Here is an 18,876-nt window from a genome sequence, read left to right as displayed (position 1 = left end):
AACGCTCAGAACGACAACAAATGCGAGTTACATGGGTCGAACCGTGCGAGATGTTCCCCACATTCCGTCCGTGAATAACTTCATAAATGATTGGACTGGCGGCGAATTCGCGGGATTTTCGGTTCGCTGGTTGAAAATTCGGGCGTAACATTTCTCAACCTCCGCTCGCAGTGGTATTCGCCGAGATCTAGCGTGTTCCGGTGAGCAATTCATCCAACACTTTGACTTCCGCCGGAAAGACCTCGTCCCGGCTTCCCCAGTGGGCAACCTCCTTTGGCGTCCAGATCATCGCCGCCCTCGTGATTGGCTTGGCACTCGGTCTCCTGGCCAAGGCCACCGGCAGCACCACAAAGGCTCCGAACGGGCTCGGTGCCACGCTGCAGACCATCGGCTCAAGCTACGTCTCGCTGCTGCAGACCGCGGTGGTGCCCTTGATCTTCACCGCTGTGGTGAGCTCCATCGCGAACCTCCGCCAAGTATCCAATGCGGCGAAACTGGCGTGGAACACCTTGCTTTGGTTCGCTATTACCTCGCTCATCGCCGTGCTGATCGGCATCGGACTGGGCTTGCTCCTGCAGCCCGGTGCCGGCACGGGCATCACCAAGAAGGCCGAGTACGCCGGAAAGACCGGCGACTGGTGGGCATTCCTCACCGGCCTCTTCCCCAAGAACTTCCTGGGCCTGGGCGCCAGCACCACTGTCACTGACGGCGTCGCCAGCACCTCCATCAGCTTCAACGTGCTCCAGATCCTAGTGATCGCCATTGCCGTAGGAGTGGCCGCCCTCAAGGTCGGCAAACAGGCCGAACCGTTCCTGAACCTCAACGCTTCCGCCCTTGCCGTCATCCAGAAGGTCCTTTGGTGGATCATCCGCATCGCACCGTTGGGCACCATTGGACTGATCGGCAACGCCGTCGCCGTCTACGGTTGGGACACGATCGGCTCGCTCGGCAAGTTCACCCTGGCCATCTACGCGGGCCTCGTCTTGGTGCTCTTCGCGGTCTACCCCATCTTGGTGAAGGCCCACGGACTGTCCATTAAGCAGTACTACTCGGGTGTCTGGCCTGCCGTTCAGCTCGCGTTCGTCTCGCGCTCCTCGATCGGCACACTGCCGCTCACGCAGCGCGTCACCGAGCGCAACCTCGGAGTCCCGCAGGGCTACGCTTCCTTCGCCGTGCCGCTCGGCGCCACCACCAAGATGGACGGTTGCGCCGCCATCTACCCGGCCATCGCCGCGATATTCGTGGCCCAGTTCTTCGGCATCAACCTGGACATCAGCCAGTACCTGCTGATTGTGGTGGTTTCGGTTCTTGGTTCCGCGGCAACCGCAGGTACCACCGGCGCCGTCGTGATGCTCACGCTGACCCTCTCCACGCTGGGACTGCCGCTCGCCGGCGTCGGGCTCCTCTTGGCGATCGACCCGATCCTGGACATGGGCCGCACGGCCGTCAACGTCGCCGGACAAGCGCTGGTGCCGGCGATTGTCGCCAAACGGCAGGGAATCCTGGACGAATCCCTCTACAACGCGCCTCGCAAGGGAACGGCCTTCGCCGACGACGACCACGCGGTCTCTCCGGAAACGGCAAGCGAGGCTCGCGAGCTCGCCGTTGCCACGACCTGACCGCAGTTCACCATCGCAAGGACAAATCCCTGGGGAATGCCCCGGGGATTTGTCCCTTAAACGGTGAGAAACGATGAATTCTGGATAGGCTCTGTCCATGTTGATCGTTACCTCAAACAAGATTCCGGGCCACAAGATCGACGCGGTCTTTGGCGAAGTCATGGGCCTCACCGTCCGCTCACGGGACATCGGAGCCCAGGTGTTGGCTGGCTTCCGCTCCCTTGGCGGCGGCGAACTGCCCGAAATGACCAAGGCACTGTACGAAAGCCGCCAGGAAGTCATGGCCCGCATGGTCAATGAGGCACAACAACGGGGCGCCAACGCCATCGTGGCCATGCGTTTCGACACCTCTGAAATGGGCGGCAACTGGACCGAAGTCTGCGCCTACGGGACGGCCGTGTTCGCCATCCCCCTGGCCGAAGGCGAGCCCGGTGCCACAGGTCAGTCGATCTACCTGACCAGCGCCGCAGCCCGGCAGTCCACGCAGCCCACGACGCCGGCAACAGCACCGGGACAAACGGCACCGCCGATGCCCGGGCAGTTCCCCGATTCGCACTCTCCCCAACCGCCTTTCCAGCAATAAGGCAGGCGACAACGGCCGGCGACGCAGGAGCGTCGCCGGCCGTTCGTTTTGGTGGACCGAAGATTTAACTTGCTCAGAGTGCAAAGTTGCACTTAGTGTAAGCGCGTGAGTGCTCCCGAAACCGCAGCCTTCCCCTCACGCCGGGAACAGAACAAGCTGGCTACCCGGCAAGCGATCGCCGACGCAGCTCTAGCCGTGCTGCGGAACAGGGGCGTTGGAGGTTTCACCGTGGAGGACATCGCGGAAGAGGCCGGCGTGTCCCGGCGCACGTTCTTCAACTATTTCCCCACCCTCGAAGCCGCTCTGGCCTCCGTGACCGAGGGCTTCCTGGACCACGCCCTGGAACAGTTCCGTTTGCGGCCGTCCGACGAACCGATCCTCGATTCCGCCCGGGCCGCCCTGATGGCGTTGGCGGACCCCATGACGGTCTCCCCCATGGCCGAGCTCTTCAGTTTGACCCAGGACAACCGAACGTTGGCGAGGTCCGAACTTGAGGCCTGGGACCACTGCACCACGCAGATCATCGACGCTGCCCGGCATCGCCTCGGCCCGGATGCCGATGAACTCTATTTGCGGGCCTTGGCCGGGTCCATCATTTCCTGCGGCAAGGCAGCCATGAGCGTCTGGTTCGAAGAGCGCGGCCCGGATCTTTCCCCTGAATCCTTGGCCAGCCTGCGGCAGCACTTGATCGACGCAATGGGTCTGCTCGGTTCAGGCTTCACGGCAACCACCCCTCGCGGCGCATAGCACCCACCCTCCGGCATCACCACCCACCGACAGAACGGTTCCGATATGGCACTCCTGCTCTACCGTCTTGGCAAGTTCTCCTACCGCCACCGCTGGTTGGTGATTTCGCTCTGGCTGGCAGTATTGGTGGCCGTGGGTGGCTCCGCTGCAGCGTTCCACGGCACCATGTCCAACAACTTCCAGATTCCGGGCACCGAAACCCAGCAGATGCTGGACAAACTCAAAAAGGACCTTCCTGCGTCCTCCGGTGGCTCCGCGGGAATCGTCTTCGAAGCGGGCGACGCCGGATTCAACCAAGCCGGCAGGGACGCCATTGCGTCGGCCCTCGCCCAGCTCGAAAAACTGCCGGATGTGCAGTCCACGGTCAATCCGTTCACAACCCAGGCCGCCTTGGACAAAGCACCGTCCGATCTTGCAGCAGGCGAGCAAAAAGCCGCCGCCGGGCAAGCTGAGCTGGACAAGGCCCGGGCCACCTTGGATGCCGGGGACGCCCAAGTCAAGGCCGCAGAGCAACAAATGACCGCGGCCGGTATGCCCGCTGCGCAGATCCAGGCCCAGCTTGCCCCGCAGAAGGCTAAACTTCTGACCGGGCGCCAAAAGCTCGATGACGGACAGAAGCAAGCCACTGATGGTGCCGCCGCCCTTGCATTGGCCAAACGCCAGCTGACAGCGTCCCAGGGCATGCGTTTCGTCTCCGAAGACGGAAAAGCCGCGATCGCGCAGGTCCAGTTCAAGACCTCCATCAATGGCCTGACCCCTGCGGTCCGGCAGCAAGTCCAGGACATTGTCCACGGCGTCTCCTCAGCAGGTGTGACAGCGCTGGCGAGCAAGGAAATCACGGAGGACGTCTCGCAGTTATTCGGTGTCTCCGAAGTCATCGGAATCGCCGTGGCCGCCATTGCCCTCATCGTGATGCTGGGAACGCTTGTGGCCGCCGGCTTGCCGCTCCTCATGGCGATCATTGGCGTGGCCGTGGGTGTCGGGGGTACCTTTGCCCTGACCGGCGTCATCGATATGAGCTCCATTTCGCCGATGCTCGCGCTCATGCTGGGGCTCGCCGTCGGGATCGACTACTCCCTCTTCATCGTCAACCGCCACCGGGGGCAATTGCTTTCTGGGATGGACGCCGAAGAATCAGTGGCGCTCGCCACGGGTACCTCGGGCAACGCCGTCCTTTTCGCCGGTCTCACCGTGGTCATCGCCCTTGCCGCTCTCGTCGTTCCAGGACTCCCGTTCCTCGCCGTCATGGGCCTGTCGGCCGCCGCGACGGTGGCAGTCGCCGTCGTCGTCTCCCTGACGCTGACCCCGGCAGTCCTCTCCCTGGTGGGCCGGAAACTGATTTCGAAGCGCGCCTGGGCCAAGGCCGAACGCCACAACGCCGAACCGGACCACGCTTCTGCCGACCGCGCCGAAGACCAGCGGCGGAGCAGCCGGGGCTGGGGTGGGCTCGTGACCCGCCACCCGGTGGTCGCGCTGCTTGCCGGCGTGGTGTTGCTCGGGGTGCTGGCTCTTCCCGCTTCCCAGCTGCGCCTCGCGTTGCCCGACGGCGGTTCGGAACCGGTCGATTCGCAAGCGTTCAAGGCCTATGACCTCACCCGCACGAGTTTCGGCGAGGGCATGACCGGTCCCATCGTGGTGGTCGGCACGTTCCCGGACGGCCTCAGCGACCAGCAGGCGAAGGCCAAGCAGTTCGATGTAGCGGACAAGCTGCGCAGTGTCGACAACGTCGTGGCGGCCGTTCCCGTGGCCCTGAGCCCGGACCATCGCACCGCGGTTTTCCAGGTCATCCCCAAGGACGGACCTGCCAGTGCCAGCACCGTCCAAGTGGTCTCGGAGCTGCGCGCGAAAGGTTCCGAAATCCAGCAAGCCACAGGCGCCACGATCGGACTGACGGGGCAGACAGCCGGCAACATCGACGTCTCCGCGAAGCTCGGTGCCGCGTTGCCCCCGTACCTGGCGATCGTCGTCGGGCTTTCGCTGATCCTCCTTTTGCTGGTTTTCCGCTCCATCGTGGTGCCGCTGCTCGCCACCGGAGGCTTCCTGCTTTCCCTCGCGGCGGCGTTCGGCGCCGTCGTGGCGGTGTACCAGTGGGGTTGGCTCGGAACCGTGTTCGACGTCGCCAATCCCGGAGCCGTGCTGAGCTTCCTGCCGATCATCCTGATTGGCGTGCTGTTCGGCCTGGCCATGGACTACCAGGTATTCATTACCTCGGGGATGCGCGAATCGTTCATGCACGGTGAAAACGCGAAGCAGGCGGTCCGGAGCGGGTTCAGTCACGCCTCCGCCGTTGTCACTGCCGCTGCCATCATCATGGTCAGCGTGTTTGCGGGATTCATCTTCAGCCACTTGACCATGGTCCGCCCGCTCGGCTTCGCCATGGCGTTCGGTGTGCTGGTGGACGCGTTCGTGGTCCGGATGACCATTGTTCCGGCTGTGATGTACCTCTTGGGCGAGAAGGCCTGGTGGCTGCCGGGCTGGCTGTCCCGGATCCTTCCCGACGTCGACGTCGAAGGCGCCAAGCTGCAGCGCACGACGGCGGCAGGCGGGGCCAAGGAATTGGTCCACTAGGCGTCTGGTTGCGTTAGCGCCTGGTTGCGTTAGCGGCCTGAGCGGGCGTCGGTTCTGTCTCCGGAGCCGACGCCCGCTCAGCTATGAGGCCTTTTCCCCAAACGCACGCTCAGCTATCCGCCCCTTCCCCCAAACGCCCGCTCAGCTATCCGCCCCGTCCCCCAAACGCACGCTCAGCTAAATTCCAGGAACATGTCCACCTTCGGTCATATCCGCAGGAGGGTTGCCCGAATGGGCCACATAAGGGAGCGAGCGTCGGCGGGAACCCCCTTAAAGGTGAGCGGGCGTCGGGGGCTAGGTGAGCGTACTACGCTTGAGCGGTGACCCGATTGATCCTGGCTTCCCAGTCCCCCGCCCGCACCAAACTCCTCAAAGAGGCCGGAATCTACCACGAGGTACTCGTCTCGGATGTGGACGAGGACGCAGTTCAAGCCCGGTACGGCGTGACCGACGCACATGACACAGCGCTCCTCCTGGCCCGCGCCAAGGCCGAAGCCGTCGCCTCCCTGCCCGACGCCGAGGGGGCCTTGGTCATCGGCTGCGATTCGGTGTTCGAGTTCGACGGCGAATCCCATGGCAAGCCCTACACCGTGGACGTCGCCAAGGAACGGATGTTGCGCATGAGCGGTTCCCAGGGCGTCCTCCACACCGGGCATTGGCTGGTGGACTGCCGCGAAACCGCGGCGGACGTCGACGACGGCGAGACGGCCGACGGCACCGGCGCAACAGTCGGAGCCGTATCCAGCGCAGAAGTCCACTTTACGGAGATGAGCGAACAGGATATCGACGCCTACATCGCAACGGGAGAGCCCTTGCACTGCGCCGGGTCCTTCACGATCGACGGCTTTGGCGGGGCCTTCATCCGCAAGGTCGACGGCGACCCGCACGCCGTCGTCGGGCTCTCCATCTCGACCCTCCGCGATCTCCTCGGGCAAGCGAAGGTTGGAATCACCGAACTTTGGACTCAAAACGCCACTGAAAGAGATTCGTAATAGTGCGGTAATACAGCGGGAATTGCTCCGAAAAAGAACATTTCTCCATGATATTGTTCACGAGGACTGGGTTTCGAGGGATTGCAGAATGGCAGCCAGTCGCCTGCCGGTAAATGGGGCAGAATTCCTCGTTACAACATGGTCTCAAGGGGGGTCCAGGATGAGTCCTGCTATTTTGGCATCCAGTTCACAGGGCCGGCTTTCGCCGTTGTCCCGCAAGATTCATCTTTCAGCGTTGGGTTTGCTGCTGGCCGTCGCCGCGACTGGATGCACAGCCTCTAACAACGGCACGAGTCCCGGCACTTTCAGCGCCTGCCTCAACACCCAACAGGGAACCATCAGCTCGGTTTCCCAAGGTAATGCACAGAAAACCTGCGGCGAAGGCGCCGTGACAGTTTCGTGGGGCAAGGACGCCAACGTCTCAAGTGCGGGCGCTCCGGGTCCGACCGGAGCCGCTGGAGCGCAAGGTCCGGCCGGACCGACTGGTGCCGCAGGAGCAAAGGGACCACAGGGCGCAACCGGCGCGACGGGGACCGCTGGAGCCACAGGTGCTCAGGGCGCACAAGGCATCAAAGGCGACACCGGCGCTGATGGCGCCACTGGAGCCCAAGGTGCCAAGGGCGACACCGGCGCTGATGGTGCCACCGGCGCACAAGGCATCAAAGGCGACACCGGCGCTGATGGCGCCACCGGAGCAACCGGCGCTCAGGGCGCGCAAGGCATCAAGGGCGACACAGGAGCCACCGGCGCACAAGGTGCCAAGGGCGACACCGGCGCTGATGGCGCCACCGGAGCAACCGGCGCTCAGGGCGCGCAAGGCATCAAGGGCGACACAGGAGCCACCGGCGCACAAGGCATCAAGGGCGACACCGGCGCTGATGGCGCCACCGGAGCAACCGGCGCTCAGGGCGCGCAAGGCATCAAGGGCGACACAGGAGCCACCGGCGCACAAGGTGCCAAAGGCGACACAGGAGCCACTGGCGCACAAGGTGCCAAAGGCGACACCGGCGCTGATGGCGCCACCGGAGCAACCGGCGCTCAGGGCGCGCAAGGCATCAAGGGCGACACAGGAGCCACCGGCGCACAAGGTGCCAAAGGCGACACCGGCGCTGATGGCGCCACCGGAGCAACCGGCGCTCAGGGCGCGCAAGGCATCAAGGGCGACACAGGAGCCACCGGCGCGCAAGGTGCCAAGGGCGACACAGGAGCCACCGGCACACAAGGCATCAAGGGCGACACCGGCGCCACTGGCGCCAATGGGCTTCCCGGAACGGACGGCAACAGCGTCCTAAGTGGCGTCCTCGCACCGACGGCCGGCGTCGGCAAGGACGGGGATTTCTACCTCAACCTTTCTGATTACAGGATGTACGGACCCAAGTTCCTGGGCACATGGCCAGGAACTGGGCAATCTCTGATCGGGCCGGCCGGTCCGATAGGACCCCAAGGCCCTCCCGGTTTGAACGGCGCTCCGGGCGCTACAGGCGCTCCGGGCGCTACAGGCGCTCCGGGTGCTACAGGCGCTCAAGGTGCCCAGGGCGTTGCCGGCCTAGATGGGCCGCCTCCGGTCTTCACCGGATCCGTGCGATTCATCGATCCCGCCGATACCGTCGGGTACCTGTCCCTTTCCGGCAGCTCGGGCATAGCGGCTGCCGAATCCGACGCCGCGATCGTCATGCCCCGGGCCGGAACAATCAAGGGGCTGGCTGCGAACGTCACCAGCGGCCCGGCCGTGACCGTCACTGTCATGGTGAACGGATCAGCCTCGACGCTGACTTGCTCAATAGCTGCCGCGACCACCTCGTGCAGCGACGGCTTGGACACTGGCACCGTGGCTGCCGGGCAGAGCGTCAGCATCAAGGTAACCCATGCAAACGGCGTCGCGGTGCGGAACCTCCGGTTCTCGCTCGGCTTCAACGCAGGCTGACAAATGGAGACCTCATTCAAGCTCAACCGCAGAACGCTCTTGGTCGGCGGGGCGGGGGCCGTGGTCCTGGCCGTAGCGGGCCAGCTCACGTCCCAAGCGGCTGAACCGGATGTGTTCACTCTTGCCAGTTGGACGCCGCTGCTTGGCCAACAGCTGAAGGCGGGCACCGCCGTCGTTCGCTTAGACAGTGCGGAGGATCTTAGGCGTGCGCCGCGCCCGGGGGAGCACGCGGATCCCGCGGAGCGATTCCGGCTCGGCTTCAGCCTGGTCAATGGAGCGTACCCTCCGGACACAATCGCCATCAGCCATCCCCGGAGCGGGGCGGTCAGTCTCTTCATTACCCACAGCGACGGCAAAGCCTTCGCTATCATCGACAGGCGGGGCGCCACGCTGTTGCCGCCAACAGCCGCAGCCCCTGGAAGCAAAGGACCGAACTCATGACCGATCCATTTATCGGCGAGATCAGGCTCGTCGGATTCAACTTCGCGCCAACTAACTGGGCATTGTGCAATGGCCAACTCCTGTCAATCCAGCAGAACGCAGCCCTCTTTTCCTTGCTGGGCACAACGTACGGCGGCAACGGAACTTCAAACTTTGCCCTGCCCGATCTACGGGGTCGTGCGGCGCTGCACAACGGCCAGGGCCCGGGTCTTTCCAACTACTTCATTGGCGAGGTCAGCGGCTCGGAAACGACAACCCTGACCACCTCGAATCTTCCGCCGCACACCCACCCCGGAATGTACGCCTCGACTACCGAGACGACGGACCGGCCTTCAGCGGGAATGGCGCCCGCCCCTGGCGGTTCCTATGGAGCACCGGACTCAGGAGTGGCACTGGCCTCAACCCAGCAGGCCGGAGGCGGGCAACCTTTCTACAATCTTCCGCCCTCCTTGGTTCTCAACTATGTGATCTCGCTGGTGGGGATCTTCCCATCGAGAGGCTAGGCAGAGCGGCACTGCCGGCGGTACCAGCGCTTCGATTCCGTGCCCCGGAGGACCGCGACGCCGGTTTCCTCCGGGATCTCTTCACATCTGCGGCGCCGGGACGGGATTTGCTTCCACCCGCCTTGCTGGAGATGCAACAGCAGGCGCAGCATCAGCAATGGTCGGAGCTGTGGGGCGGCAACGGAAACGTAGTTGTAGAGGTCGACGACGTGCCGGCCGGCAGGATCTGGACCGCGTGGCGAACGCGTTACGTCCGCATCGTGGACATCGCCCTGCTGCCGGAGTTCCGAGGGGCCGGCCTGGGTGGCCGGTTGCTCGGCGACGTCTGCGAGGCGGCCGACATCGCAGGACTGGACGTTCGGCTGAATGTCGCGCGCGACAACGTTGCAGCCGTGGCCCTGTATCAGCGCAACGGCTTCGTGACGGAGGAGGCCGGCGCCGTCTTCCTGTCGTTACTCAGATGGCATGAATCGGCCCGTGCGCTAAGGCACCGGCCCAGCTGAGCAGTACTGGCAAAACCATCAATCACATTTTGTAGCAACCCTACAAAGACTGGCCGTCTCACACACGGAATCCCCCATGAATATGGGGGAACCCTCAAAATAACGCTAGGCTCCCTGAAGGACAGAAGGAGTCAAAACTTGTCAGCTAATCCGGCGCAGCCCATTTCCAGCCCTCTCACCAAGGTCTTGATTGCCAACCGAGGCGAAATCGCGGTCCGTATTATCCGCGCAGCCCGGGACGAAGGCATCGCCTCCGTGGCGGTCTACGCGGATCCCGATCGCGATGCCCTGCACGTCCGGCTGGCAGATGAGGCGTACGCACTGGGTGGCAACACTGCTGCAGAGTCGTACCTCGTGATGGACAAGTTGATCGAGGTCGCCCGGCAATCCGGCGCGGACGCCATTCACCCCGGTTATGGTTTCCTCGCCGAAAACGCCGAGTTTGCCGCCAAGGTCATCGACGCCGGCATCACGTGGATCGGCCCGTCCCCCGAGGCCATTTCCGCACTGGGCGACAAAGTGCAAGCACGCCACATCGCCGAAAAAGTTGGCGCTCCCCTGGTTCCGGGCACGGCCGATCCTGTGGAATCTGCTGCCGAAATCCTTGCCTTCGCCGAAGAGTTCGGCCTCCCAATCGCCATCAAGGCGGCCTACGGGGGTGGCGGTCGGGGCATCAAGGTGGCCCGGACCGTTGAGGAAATCCCCGAACTTTTCGAGTCAGCCGTGCGCGAGGCCGTTGCCGCCTTCGGTCGCGGCGAGTGCTTCATCGAGCGATTCCTCGACTCCCCCCGCCACGTCGAGACCCAGTGCCTTGCCGATGCCTACGGCAACGTTGTTGTGGTCTCCACGCGCGACTGCTCCCTCCAGCGCCGCAACCAGAAACTGGTCGAAGAAGCCCCGGCACCATTCCTGAGCGCGGAGCAGAACGAGCGGCTGTACGAGTCGTCAAAGGCCATCCTGAAGGAAGCCGGCTACCTGGGCGCGGGAACGTGCGAATTCCTGGTGGGCCAGGACGGCATCATCTCCTTCCTTGAGGTGAACACCCGGCTTCAAGTGGAGCACTGTGTTTCAGAGGAAGTCACGGGCCTCGACCTGGTCCGCGAGCAATTCCGCATCGCCCGCGGCGAAAAACTCGGCTACGGCGATCCTGAAGTCCGCGGCCACTCCTTCGAATTCCGCATCACCGGTGAAGATCCGGGCCGTAACTTCATGCCCGCGCCGGGAACGGTCACCACGCTGAAGAACCCCACAGGACCGGGAGTCCGCATCGACTCAGGTATCGAGCAGGGCGACGTCATCAGCGGGAACTTCGACTCCATGCTCTCCAAACTGATCGTGACCGGCGCAAGCCGCGAACAAGCCCTTCAGCGCTCCCGCCGGGCCCTTGAGGAAATGACGGTGGAAGGCATTCCCACCGTCATTCCTTTCGACCTCGCAGTGGTCACGGATCCCGCGTTCGCCCCGGCAGAGGGCCCTTTCACGGTCCACACGCGCTGGATCGAGACCGAATTCGTTAACAATCTTCCCGCGTGGACGCCCAGTGGAACCGGAACAGAAGCCCCCGACGCCGGTGAGCGCCAGCGCGTTGTCGTCGAGGTTGGCGGCAAGCGACTGGAAGTTGTCCTTCCTGCGAGCCTGGGCGCGGTCTCCGCTGCCTCCGGCGCGGCCACCAAGGGCGCGAAGAGCAAGAAGCGTTCCCGCTCGGCGGGCGCAACAGCTGCCGTGGCGGGCGGTAACGCCCTCACCTCGCCGATGCAGGGCACCATCGTCAAGGTAGCAGTGACCGACGGCGATGTGGTCGCCGAAGGTGACCTGATTGTGGTCCTCGAAGCCATGAAGATGGAACAGCCCCTCACCGCCCACCGGGCCGGCACCATTCACGGATTGCTGACCAGCGCCGGCGAAACTGTGTCCGCCGGCGCCGTGATCGCGACGATCGAGGACTAACCAGCTCCTTAAACAGTCCCGGCCCCGCACGCTGAGTGCGGGGCCGGGACTGTTTAAGGAGCTGTTGAGCGTGAACCTGCTAATGCAAGGTCAGGCCACGTTGTTCGCATAGTCCATGTCCTTTGTTTCCTTGGACAGGATGAGGGCCACGAGCGTCAGTACAGCCATGGCGCTCAGGTAGACGCCCACGAGGACCGTGCTGCCCTTGGCCGATTCCCAGAGCCAGACCGCGATGAACGGAGCCACCGCCGCACCCAGGATGCTCGACATGTTGTAGCTGATGGCGGATCCGGTGTAACGGACGTTGGTGGGGAACAGCTCCGGGAGGAGCGCGCCCATGGGTCCGAAGGTCAGGCCCATGAGCGTGAACCCGAGGATCAGCAACGCCATGGTCCCCACGAAGCCGCCGCTGAACAGTGGAACGAACAGCAAACCGAAGAGCAGGATGCCCGCTGTCACTGCGAGGAGCATCTTTCGGCGGCCGTACTTTTCGGCCAGCGGGCCGGCCACCAAGGTGAAAATGCCGAAGAAAACGACGCCGGCAATCAGCATCCAGAGGAAGTCGTTCCGGCTGAAGCCCAGGCCTGGGACAAACGCCGCGGCGGCCGCGTCGGTCATGGGCTTTCCGGCCTTCGCGGCGGCGGCCTGCGCGCCGGCCAGGGTGGGCTTGGTGCCATAGGTCAGCGTGAAGGTGGTCATCAGGTAGAACAGCACGTAGGTCGCAAGCATGATGAAGGTGCCAAGGATCAGGGGGCGCCAGCTGGTTTTGAACACGCGCCCGACGGGCAGCTTGGCCACCTCGTTGGATTCCAGCACCTTGGTGAAGGCGGGGGTTTCAATGAGCTTGAGGCGTACGTAGAGGCCGAGGATCACCATGACGGCGCTGAGCAGGAACGGCACGCGCCAGCCCCAGGCCGCAAAGGCTTCGGGAGTCAGGGTGTAGCTGAAGACAAGGAAGATGATGTTGGCCAAGATGAAGCCAATCGGCGCGCCCATCTGTGGGAATGTTCCGTAGATCGCGCGTTTGTTGGCCGGAGCGTTTTCCGTCGCGAGCAGCGCGGCGCCGCTCCACTCACCACCGAGGGCCAGGCCTTGGGCGAAGCGCAGGACTACCAGCAGGGTGGGAGCCAGGAAGGTCCAGCCGGGAACCTGGGCGGTGGGGAGGCAACCAATGAGGAACGTGGCGATACCCATGGTTAGCAGCGACGCAACCAGCGTTCCCTTACGACCGAACTTGTCACCGAAGTGTCCGAAAATGATCGAGCCAAGCGGCCTGGCGACAAAGGCGACGCCGAACACTGCGAAGGAGCTCAGCAACTGGGTGGTCTCGTCCGCCGTCGGGAAGAACAATTTGGGAAAGACGAGCACTGCGGCCGTGGCGTAGACGTAGAAGTCGTAGAACTCGATCGACGTGCCGATGAGGCTGGCGAAGATCACCCGCCCCCGCGAGTTCACCGGCTTGACTGACTCGCTTTCCTTGGATTCAGCGATGGAAGACATGTAGTGGTTGCTTTCGTTCACGCCGGCACAGCGTTCGTGGGCGTGCCGACAAAAATTATTGAGAGTTCAATAATAGTTCCCGGCATCCAATAAATGGACAATTGAGTCCAATATACGGACACTTTGAAAAGTCTCATTCCGTGGTCCGCACCACACTGAGCTCAAACAACCTCACCGTCGCCTCACGCACCGGTGACCACCTCCGATAGGCAAATGTCACAGCACGTTTACAAACCGCGACGGTCCGCGAAACGCGCCCTCCCTAACGTGGAAGTACAACGTCCCCCCAAAGGAGGCACTCCGTGACAGTTGACCGCAGCACCGAAATCCTCACCAACGAGCAGGCGCCCACCGCCCTCGTCCCCGAGCTCGAACACCGCCCTGGCCGCTGGATAGCCAATTGGGACGCAGAGAACAAAGAACAGTGGGAAGCTGCCGGCCGTTCCATCGCCAAGCGCAACCTGTACTGGTCCATCTTCGCCGAGTTCCTCGGCTTCGTGGTGTGGCAGCTCTGGTCGATCGTGGTCGTCCAGCTGCCGACCGCAGGCTTCAAGTTCGACACGAACCAGATCTTCTGGCTCATCTCCATCCCCAGCTTGGTCGGTGCCACGCTGCGCATCCCCTACACCTTCATGGTTCCGAGGTTCGGCGGCCGTAACTGGACCATTGTCTCGGCCATGCTTCTGCTGATCCCGACCGCGGGCCTGGCCCTCTGTGTCTCGAATCCCGGCACGCCGTTCGGCGTCATGCTGCTTGTAGCGGGCCTTGCCGGCTTCGGCGGAGGCAACTTCGCCAGCTCAATGGCCAACATCACCTTCTTCTACCCGGCCCGTGAAAAGGGCTGGGCCCTGGGCCTGAACGCCGCCGGCGGAAACCTCGGTGCGGCCATCGCACAGCTCGTCGTTCCGATCGCCGTCACCCTCCTGGCCGCCGGCACCGTCAACCTGCCCATGGCCGGCCTCATCTGGATCCCGCTCATCCTCGTCGCCGCGTTCGGCGCCTGGAAGTACATGAACAACCTCACCAGTGCCAAAGGTGACGTGGCGGGCTCCATTGCCGCGCTCAAGGAACCGCACTTGTGGATCATGGCTTTCCTCTACATCGGCACCTTTGGTTCATTCATCGGCTTCTCCGGAGTCTTCCCCAAGCTCATCAAGGACTACTTCCCGGCTTTCTCCTCCATGCACCTCGGCGCGGTTGTCCTCTCGCTCGCCTTCCTCGGCCCCTTGGTTGGCTCCCTGGCCCGCCCCTACGGCGGACGCATGGCAGACCGCATGGGCGGAGCCCGGATGACGGTCACAGCGTTCGCAGCGATGGCGATCATCACCCTGACCATGGTCTGGACCCTTCCGCTCAAGAACTTCTGGCTCTTCCTGGTCCTGTTCCTGTTCCTCTTCACGGCAAGCGGCTTTGGAAACGGCGCCACCTACCGCATGATTCCGGTCATCTTCGCCACCTCCAGCCGGGCAGCCCGCTCCGGGGCAAGCGCCGCCAGCACCGCACGCCTCGCGTCCTCCTCCCTCGGGCTGATCTCGGCGATCGGCGCCTACGGCGGTTTCGTCATCCCCCAGGTGCTCAACGCATCCAGCGCTTCCGGCTCCTACACCCCCGCGTTCTATGGCTTCGTCGGCGCCTACGTGCTGATGCTCATCGTCTGCTGGGTCTGCTACCTCCGCAAGGCCAACCGCAACTCGATGGGACACATCTAATATGCCCCATGGCGCCGAGACCCACTGCCCGTATTGTGCGCTGCAGTGCGCCATGACCCTGACCCCGGCAGCCCCTTCCGCGCAGCCGGGGTCAGACCGGGCGCCCGCGGCAAAGGCACTTCCCCTCCTGGACGTGTCCGGCCGCGACTTCCCCACCAACCGGGGCGGGTTGTGCCGCAAGGGCTGGACATCGCCGTCGTTGTTGAACCACAGCGGACGCGTCACGGAACCCATGCTCAAAGGCTCCGACGGCGTCCACCGGCCGATCGCTTGGGACGAGGCGCTCATGCTGGTTACCGGAGCCGTGAAACAGACCCGCGAGCGCTACGGAGCCGACGCCGTCGGGGTCTTCGGCGGCGGCGGACTCACCAACGAGAAGGCCTACCAATTGGGCAAGTTCGCGCGCCTGGCGCTGGGAACCTCGCGCATCGACTACAACGGACGTTTTTGCATGTCCTCCGCGGCGGCAGCCGGAAACCGCGCTTTCGGCGTGGACCGCGGTCTCCCGTTCCCCGTGGAGGACCTGGATTCTGCCAGCGTCATCTTCCTTCTCGGCTCCAACGTGGCCGAGACCATGCCGCCCTTCGTCCAGCACCTGCAAGGCGCGCGTGACTCCGGCGGGTTGATCGTGGCCGATCCCCGCCGTTCGGCGACGGCCGAATTCACCGGCGACGGCGGTGGCCTCCACGTGCAGCCGACCCCGGGAACAGACCTCGCCCTGCTGCTGGGTATCTCCCACGTAGTGGTCCACGAAGGCCTTGCCGACACCGGCTACCTCCATAACCGCACCACCGGATACCCGGCGATCGTTCGCAGCCTCGCCGGATTCTGGCCCGAGCGTGTGCAGTCGATCACCGGAGTTCCCGCCACGCTCATCCGCGACACCGCCCGCCGCCTCGCCGACGGCGCCCGGCGGGGCGGCAGCTACATCCTCACCGGCCGCGGAGTCGAACAACACGTCGACGGCACCGACACCGCCACGGCCGCCATCAACCTCAGCCTCCTTCTGGGCCTTCCGGGATCCGCCCGTGGCGGCTACGGCACGCTGACCGGCCAAGGCAATGGCCAGGGTGGCCGCGAGCACGGTCAAAAAGCCGATCAGCTACCCGGCTACCGCAAGATCACCGATCCGGCCGCCCGCGCCCACGTCGCCAAAGTGTGGGGCGTGGATGAATCGCTCATCCCTGGACCCGGCCTTCCGGCAGTGGAACTGTTGAAGTCTTTGGGACAGCCCGACGGCGTCCGTTGCCTCTTCGTGCACGGCGCCAATGTGGCGGTGTCCGCCCCCGACGCCGGTGCGGTGATCGCGGGCCTGCGGAGCCTGGACTTCCTGGTGGTCTGCGATTTCTTCATGTCCGAGACCGCGCTGGAGGCCGACCTCGTCCTTCCGGTCACCCAGTGGGCCGAGGAAGAAGGCACCCTGACCAACCTCGAGGGCCGCGTGCTCCGCCGTCGGAAGGCCCTCACCCCTCCCCCGGGTGTCCGCAGCGAATTGTGGCTCATGGCCCGGCTCGCCGAATCGCTCGACGCGCCGTCCGTATTCAGTGACGATCCCGAGACCGTCTTCGAGGAACTCCGGCTCGCCTCGGCAGGCGGCTTGGCCGACTACTCCGGAATCGACTACGCCATGCTTGACCGCGGAGAAGCGGCCTACTGGCCTTATCCGAGCGGCAGCTCGGGAACGCCGAGGCTCTTCCTGGACAGCTTCGCGCACGCCGACGGGCGCGCCGTGATGGTCCCGGTGGTGCCACAGAAGCGTTCGCAGCGCTCCGCCGTCGTCGGCCCTGATCCCGATCCGCTCACGCTCGTCACCGGGCGGCTGCTGGAACATTACCAATCGGGGGCACAGACCCGTCGCGTGGCCGAACTCGTAACAGCCCAACCGGAAGCTCTGCTACAGATCCACCCTGCGACGGCGGCCGTCCGGGAAATCGCCGACGGTGACTTCGTCAATGTCACCAACGAGCGCGGCGAGGTCCTGTGCAGGGTGGAGCTCAGCAACAGCATCCGGACGGACACCGTCTTCCTGCCCTTCCATTTCCCTGGACCGGGCAGCGCCAACCGTCTCACTGAGGCGGTCACGGATTCCATTTCCGGCATGCCCGAGTTCAAGAAGAGCAAGGTCTGGGTCCGTAGGGCCGCACTGCCGACTGTCGAATCGACGTTGGCTGTGTCAGTGACGTCAGGCTTGTCAATGCACGTCAAGGAGGCATCGTGAGCGAGCGAATAGTGGTGATCGGATTCGGACCGGTCGCGGCCCGGCTGGTCGACGAATTGTTGCCCTCCGTGCGCAGCGGTCTTGTCCAGCTGCTCGTGGTCGGACAGGAAACCGAAGCCGCGTACAACCGCGTCATGGTGGCTGAACTCGGCGTGGGGCGCACCACAGCGGAGGCAATCTCGATGGCCGACGCCAACGATTTGACGGCCGACGGGGTGGAAGTCCGGCTGGGCGTCACGGTCAAACGCATCGACCGGGCCCGGCAGCGAGTGGTCCTCTCGGACGGAACCGTGCCCGGCTTCGACCGGCTGGTATTCGCCACTGGCTCGCGGCCCGTCATTCCCAATCTCACCGGAATCAACCCTGACCCTTCGCACCCGGTACTCCCCTCGGGGGTAACCGCACTTCGTGACCTCCGCGACGCCGCGCAACTGCGCGACGCCGTGGCTGCCCGCCAGCGCGTGATCGTCCTCGGTGGCGGCGTGCTGGGGCTTGAAACAGCCCTGGCCGCGGCGGAAGAAGGCGCCCAAACCACCGTGGTGCACAATGGTTCCTTTCCGTTGGGCCGCAATATCGACCGCGGCGGCGGAGCCGTTCTCGCAGCGAGCCTGCGCAACAGCGGAATCACCATGGTGGGCAACGCCCGTTCCACCGCAGTGGAGCACAACGGCCCGGACGGAACGTTCTCCGCCCTGGTGCTCAACGACGGCTCAAGGATCGAAGGCGAGCTGCTGGTTCTCTCTTGCGGTGTGCGCCCCAGGATTGAACTGGCTGAAGGCTGCGGCCTGCCCGCCGCCACCGGCATCCTGGTGGATCACCACCTGCGGACCTACCACGAGCCGCACATGTTTGCGATCGGCGACTGCGCCGAAGTCCGCTGCGCCGAGGCCGAATGCCCCGAATGCCGCACGGCGCCGGGCCCTTCCGGCCTGGTGGGTCCGGGCTGGCGCCAGGCCGAGTGGCTCGCCGAGTACCTGATCCTCCTCGCCGAGGGTGGCCAGGATGCCGCAGACACCCTGTCACCCCTGCCGCAGGAGAAACCCGGAGTGGTGGTCCTGAAGGCGCGCGGGATCAACCTCGCCGTCGCTGGCGACAACGCAGCCGAACCATGGGATGAGGAACTCCTCAGTACGGGGGCTTCAGCGGGGAAACCGCGTCGGCACGTGGCCCAATGGGTCGATCCCGAGCACGGCCGCTACGTCAAGATGACTACACGGGGCGGCGCCCTCGAAGGACTCGTGGCCGTGGGCACGCCGCGCACGGCCGCGGAGCTCGTGATGCTGTTCGAACGCGGCTCCGAGCTGCCCGCCGACCGTTCGCTCCTCCTTCGCCTTGACGGCCCGGACCAGTTGGAATCCGCAGGTACCGCCCATGACCCACAGCGTACGGTCTGCCGTTGCGCAGGCATCAGCGGAGTGAGCATCGAGGAAGCAGTGCTGGATGGCTGCTCTTCGGTACCCGAGGTTTCCAAGGCGACCCGCGCGGGGACGGGATGCGGCGGATGCCATGGAGACATCAAGGGGATGATCGAAAAGCACTTTCAAGGGGTTGCAGCGTAAGGGAGCTTCCCGGCGTCGCGGTCCAAAACGGATGGCAACTATCGGTTATTCCCTTGCCGTTCT

Annotated in this window: 14 protein-coding genes; 13 read left to right on the top strand and 1 reads right to left on the bottom strand. The window is 64.4% G+C overall.

Annotated elements, in window-relative coordinates; translation table 11 throughout:
• The first annotated feature begins 200 nt into the window (after positions 1–200).
• From A3M3_RS0111675 to A3M3_RS0111630, 10 genes are all read left to right on the top strand, one after another.
• Positions 201–1,619 carry a dicarboxylate/amino acid:cation symporter gene (locus A3M3_RS0111675; protein ID WP_028266480.1) on the top strand — a complete coding sequence of 473 codons (1,419 nt, stop codon included), beginning with the start codon at positions 201–203 and terminating at the stop codon, positions 1,617–1,619.
• A 97-nt stretch (positions 1,620–1,716) separates the two neighbouring features.
• The gene (locus A3M3_RS24825) at positions 1,717–2,202 is read left to right on the top strand and encodes a heavy metal-binding domain-containing protein (RefSeq protein ID WP_051423132.1); all 486 of its coding nucleotides are present in this window, start codon (positions 1,717–1,719) and stop codon (positions 2,200–2,202) included.
• A gap of 105 nt (positions 2,203–2,307) precedes the next feature.
• Positions 2,308–2,949 (top strand): TetR family transcriptional regulator, encoded by a 642-nt coding sequence (locus tag A3M3_RS24820; RefSeq protein ID WP_035741670.1) that lies wholly within the window; start codon positions 2,308–2,310, stop codon positions 2,947–2,949.
• Between the two features lie 45 nt (positions 2,950–2,994).
• A complete protein-coding gene (locus A3M3_RS0111660; protein ID WP_028266479.1) occupies positions 2,995–5,517 on the top strand; it encodes an MMPL family transporter in 2,523 nt (840 codons plus the stop codon).
• Between the two features lie 320 nt (positions 5,518–5,837).
• On the top strand, positions 5,838–6,509 hold the full coding sequence (locus A3M3_RS0111655) for a Maf family protein (RefSeq protein WP_028266478.1): 672 nt from the start codon (positions 5,838–5,840) through the stop codon (positions 6,507–6,509).
• A 160-nt stretch (positions 6,510–6,669) separates the two neighbouring features.
• Positions 6,670–8,433, top strand: a complete 1,764-nt coding sequence (locus A3M3_RS28890; RefSeq protein WP_051423131.1) for a collagen-like protein — start codon at positions 6,670–6,672, stop codon at positions 8,431–8,433.
• Between the two features lie 3 nt (positions 8,434–8,436).
• Entirely contained in the window at positions 8,437–8,874 is a 438-nt protein-coding gene (locus A3M3_RS0111645) for a hypothetical protein (protein ID WP_028266477.1), read from the top strand.
• Positions 8,871–9,377, top strand: coding sequence for a phage tail protein (locus tag A3M3_RS0111640; RefSeq protein WP_028266476.1), 507 nt, complete (start codon positions 8,871–8,873; stop codon positions 9,375–9,377). The genes A3M3_RS0111645 and A3M3_RS0111640 overlap by 4 nt, the downstream gene beginning before the upstream one ends.
• 107 nt (positions 9,378–9,484) lie before the next feature.
• The gene (locus tag A3M3_RS24810; RefSeq protein ID WP_155854368.1) at positions 9,485–9,880 is read left to right on the top strand and encodes a GNAT family N-acetyltransferase; all 396 of its coding nucleotides are present in this window, start codon (positions 9,485–9,487) and stop codon (positions 9,878–9,880) included.
• Between the two features lie 138 nt (positions 9,881–10,018).
• Positions 10,019–11,827, top strand: a complete 1,809-nt coding sequence (locus tag A3M3_RS0111630) for an acetyl/propionyl/methylcrotonyl-CoA carboxylase subunit alpha (RefSeq protein WP_028266475.1) — start codon at positions 10,019–10,021, stop codon at positions 11,825–11,827.
• Between the two features lie 90 nt (positions 11,828–11,917).
• Here A3M3_RS0111630 and A3M3_RS0111625 read toward each other — a convergent pair whose 3' ends face one another.
• Positions 11,918–13,327, bottom strand: coding sequence for an MFS transporter (locus A3M3_RS0111625; RefSeq protein ID WP_028266474.1), 1,410 nt, complete (start codon positions 13,325–13,327; stop codon positions 11,918–11,920).
• Positions 13,328–13,629: 302 nt separating this feature from the next.
• On the opposite strand from A3M3_RS0111625, the gene A3M3_RS0111620 reads away from it, so the two are divergent.
• The 3 genes from A3M3_RS0111620 to A3M3_RS0111610 are packed head-to-tail and all read left to right on the top strand — an operon-like array spanning position 13,630 to position 18,813.
• The gene (locus tag A3M3_RS0111620; protein ID WP_028266473.1) at positions 13,630–15,036 is read left to right on the top strand and encodes an MFS transporter; all 1,407 of its coding nucleotides are present in this window, start codon (positions 13,630–13,632) and stop codon (positions 15,034–15,036) included.
• Between the two features lies 1 nt (position 15,037).
• Positions 15,038–17,254 carry a molybdopterin oxidoreductase family protein gene (locus A3M3_RS0111615; protein WP_028266472.1) on the top strand — a complete coding sequence of 739 codons (2,217 nt, stop codon included), beginning with the start codon at positions 15,038–15,040 and terminating at the stop codon, positions 17,252–17,254.
• Complete coding sequence (locus A3M3_RS0111610) at positions 17,251–18,813, top strand: FAD-dependent oxidoreductase (protein ID WP_028266471.1); 1,563 nt, start codon at positions 17,251–17,253, stop codon at positions 18,811–18,813. Before A3M3_RS0111615 ends, A3M3_RS0111610 begins: the two co-directional genes overlap by 4 nt.
• Positions 18,814–18,876 lie beyond the last annotated feature (63 nt).

The sequence above is a fragment of the Arthrobacter sp. MA-N2 genome, from assembly GCF_000517125.1.
Taxonomy (GTDB): Bacteria; Actinomycetota; Actinomycetes; order Actinomycetales; family Micrococcaceae; genus Arthrobacter; species Arthrobacter methylotrophus.
The sequence above is the reverse complement of the archived record's forward strand: the minus strand, read 5'-3'. Positions and strand labels throughout refer to the sequence as shown.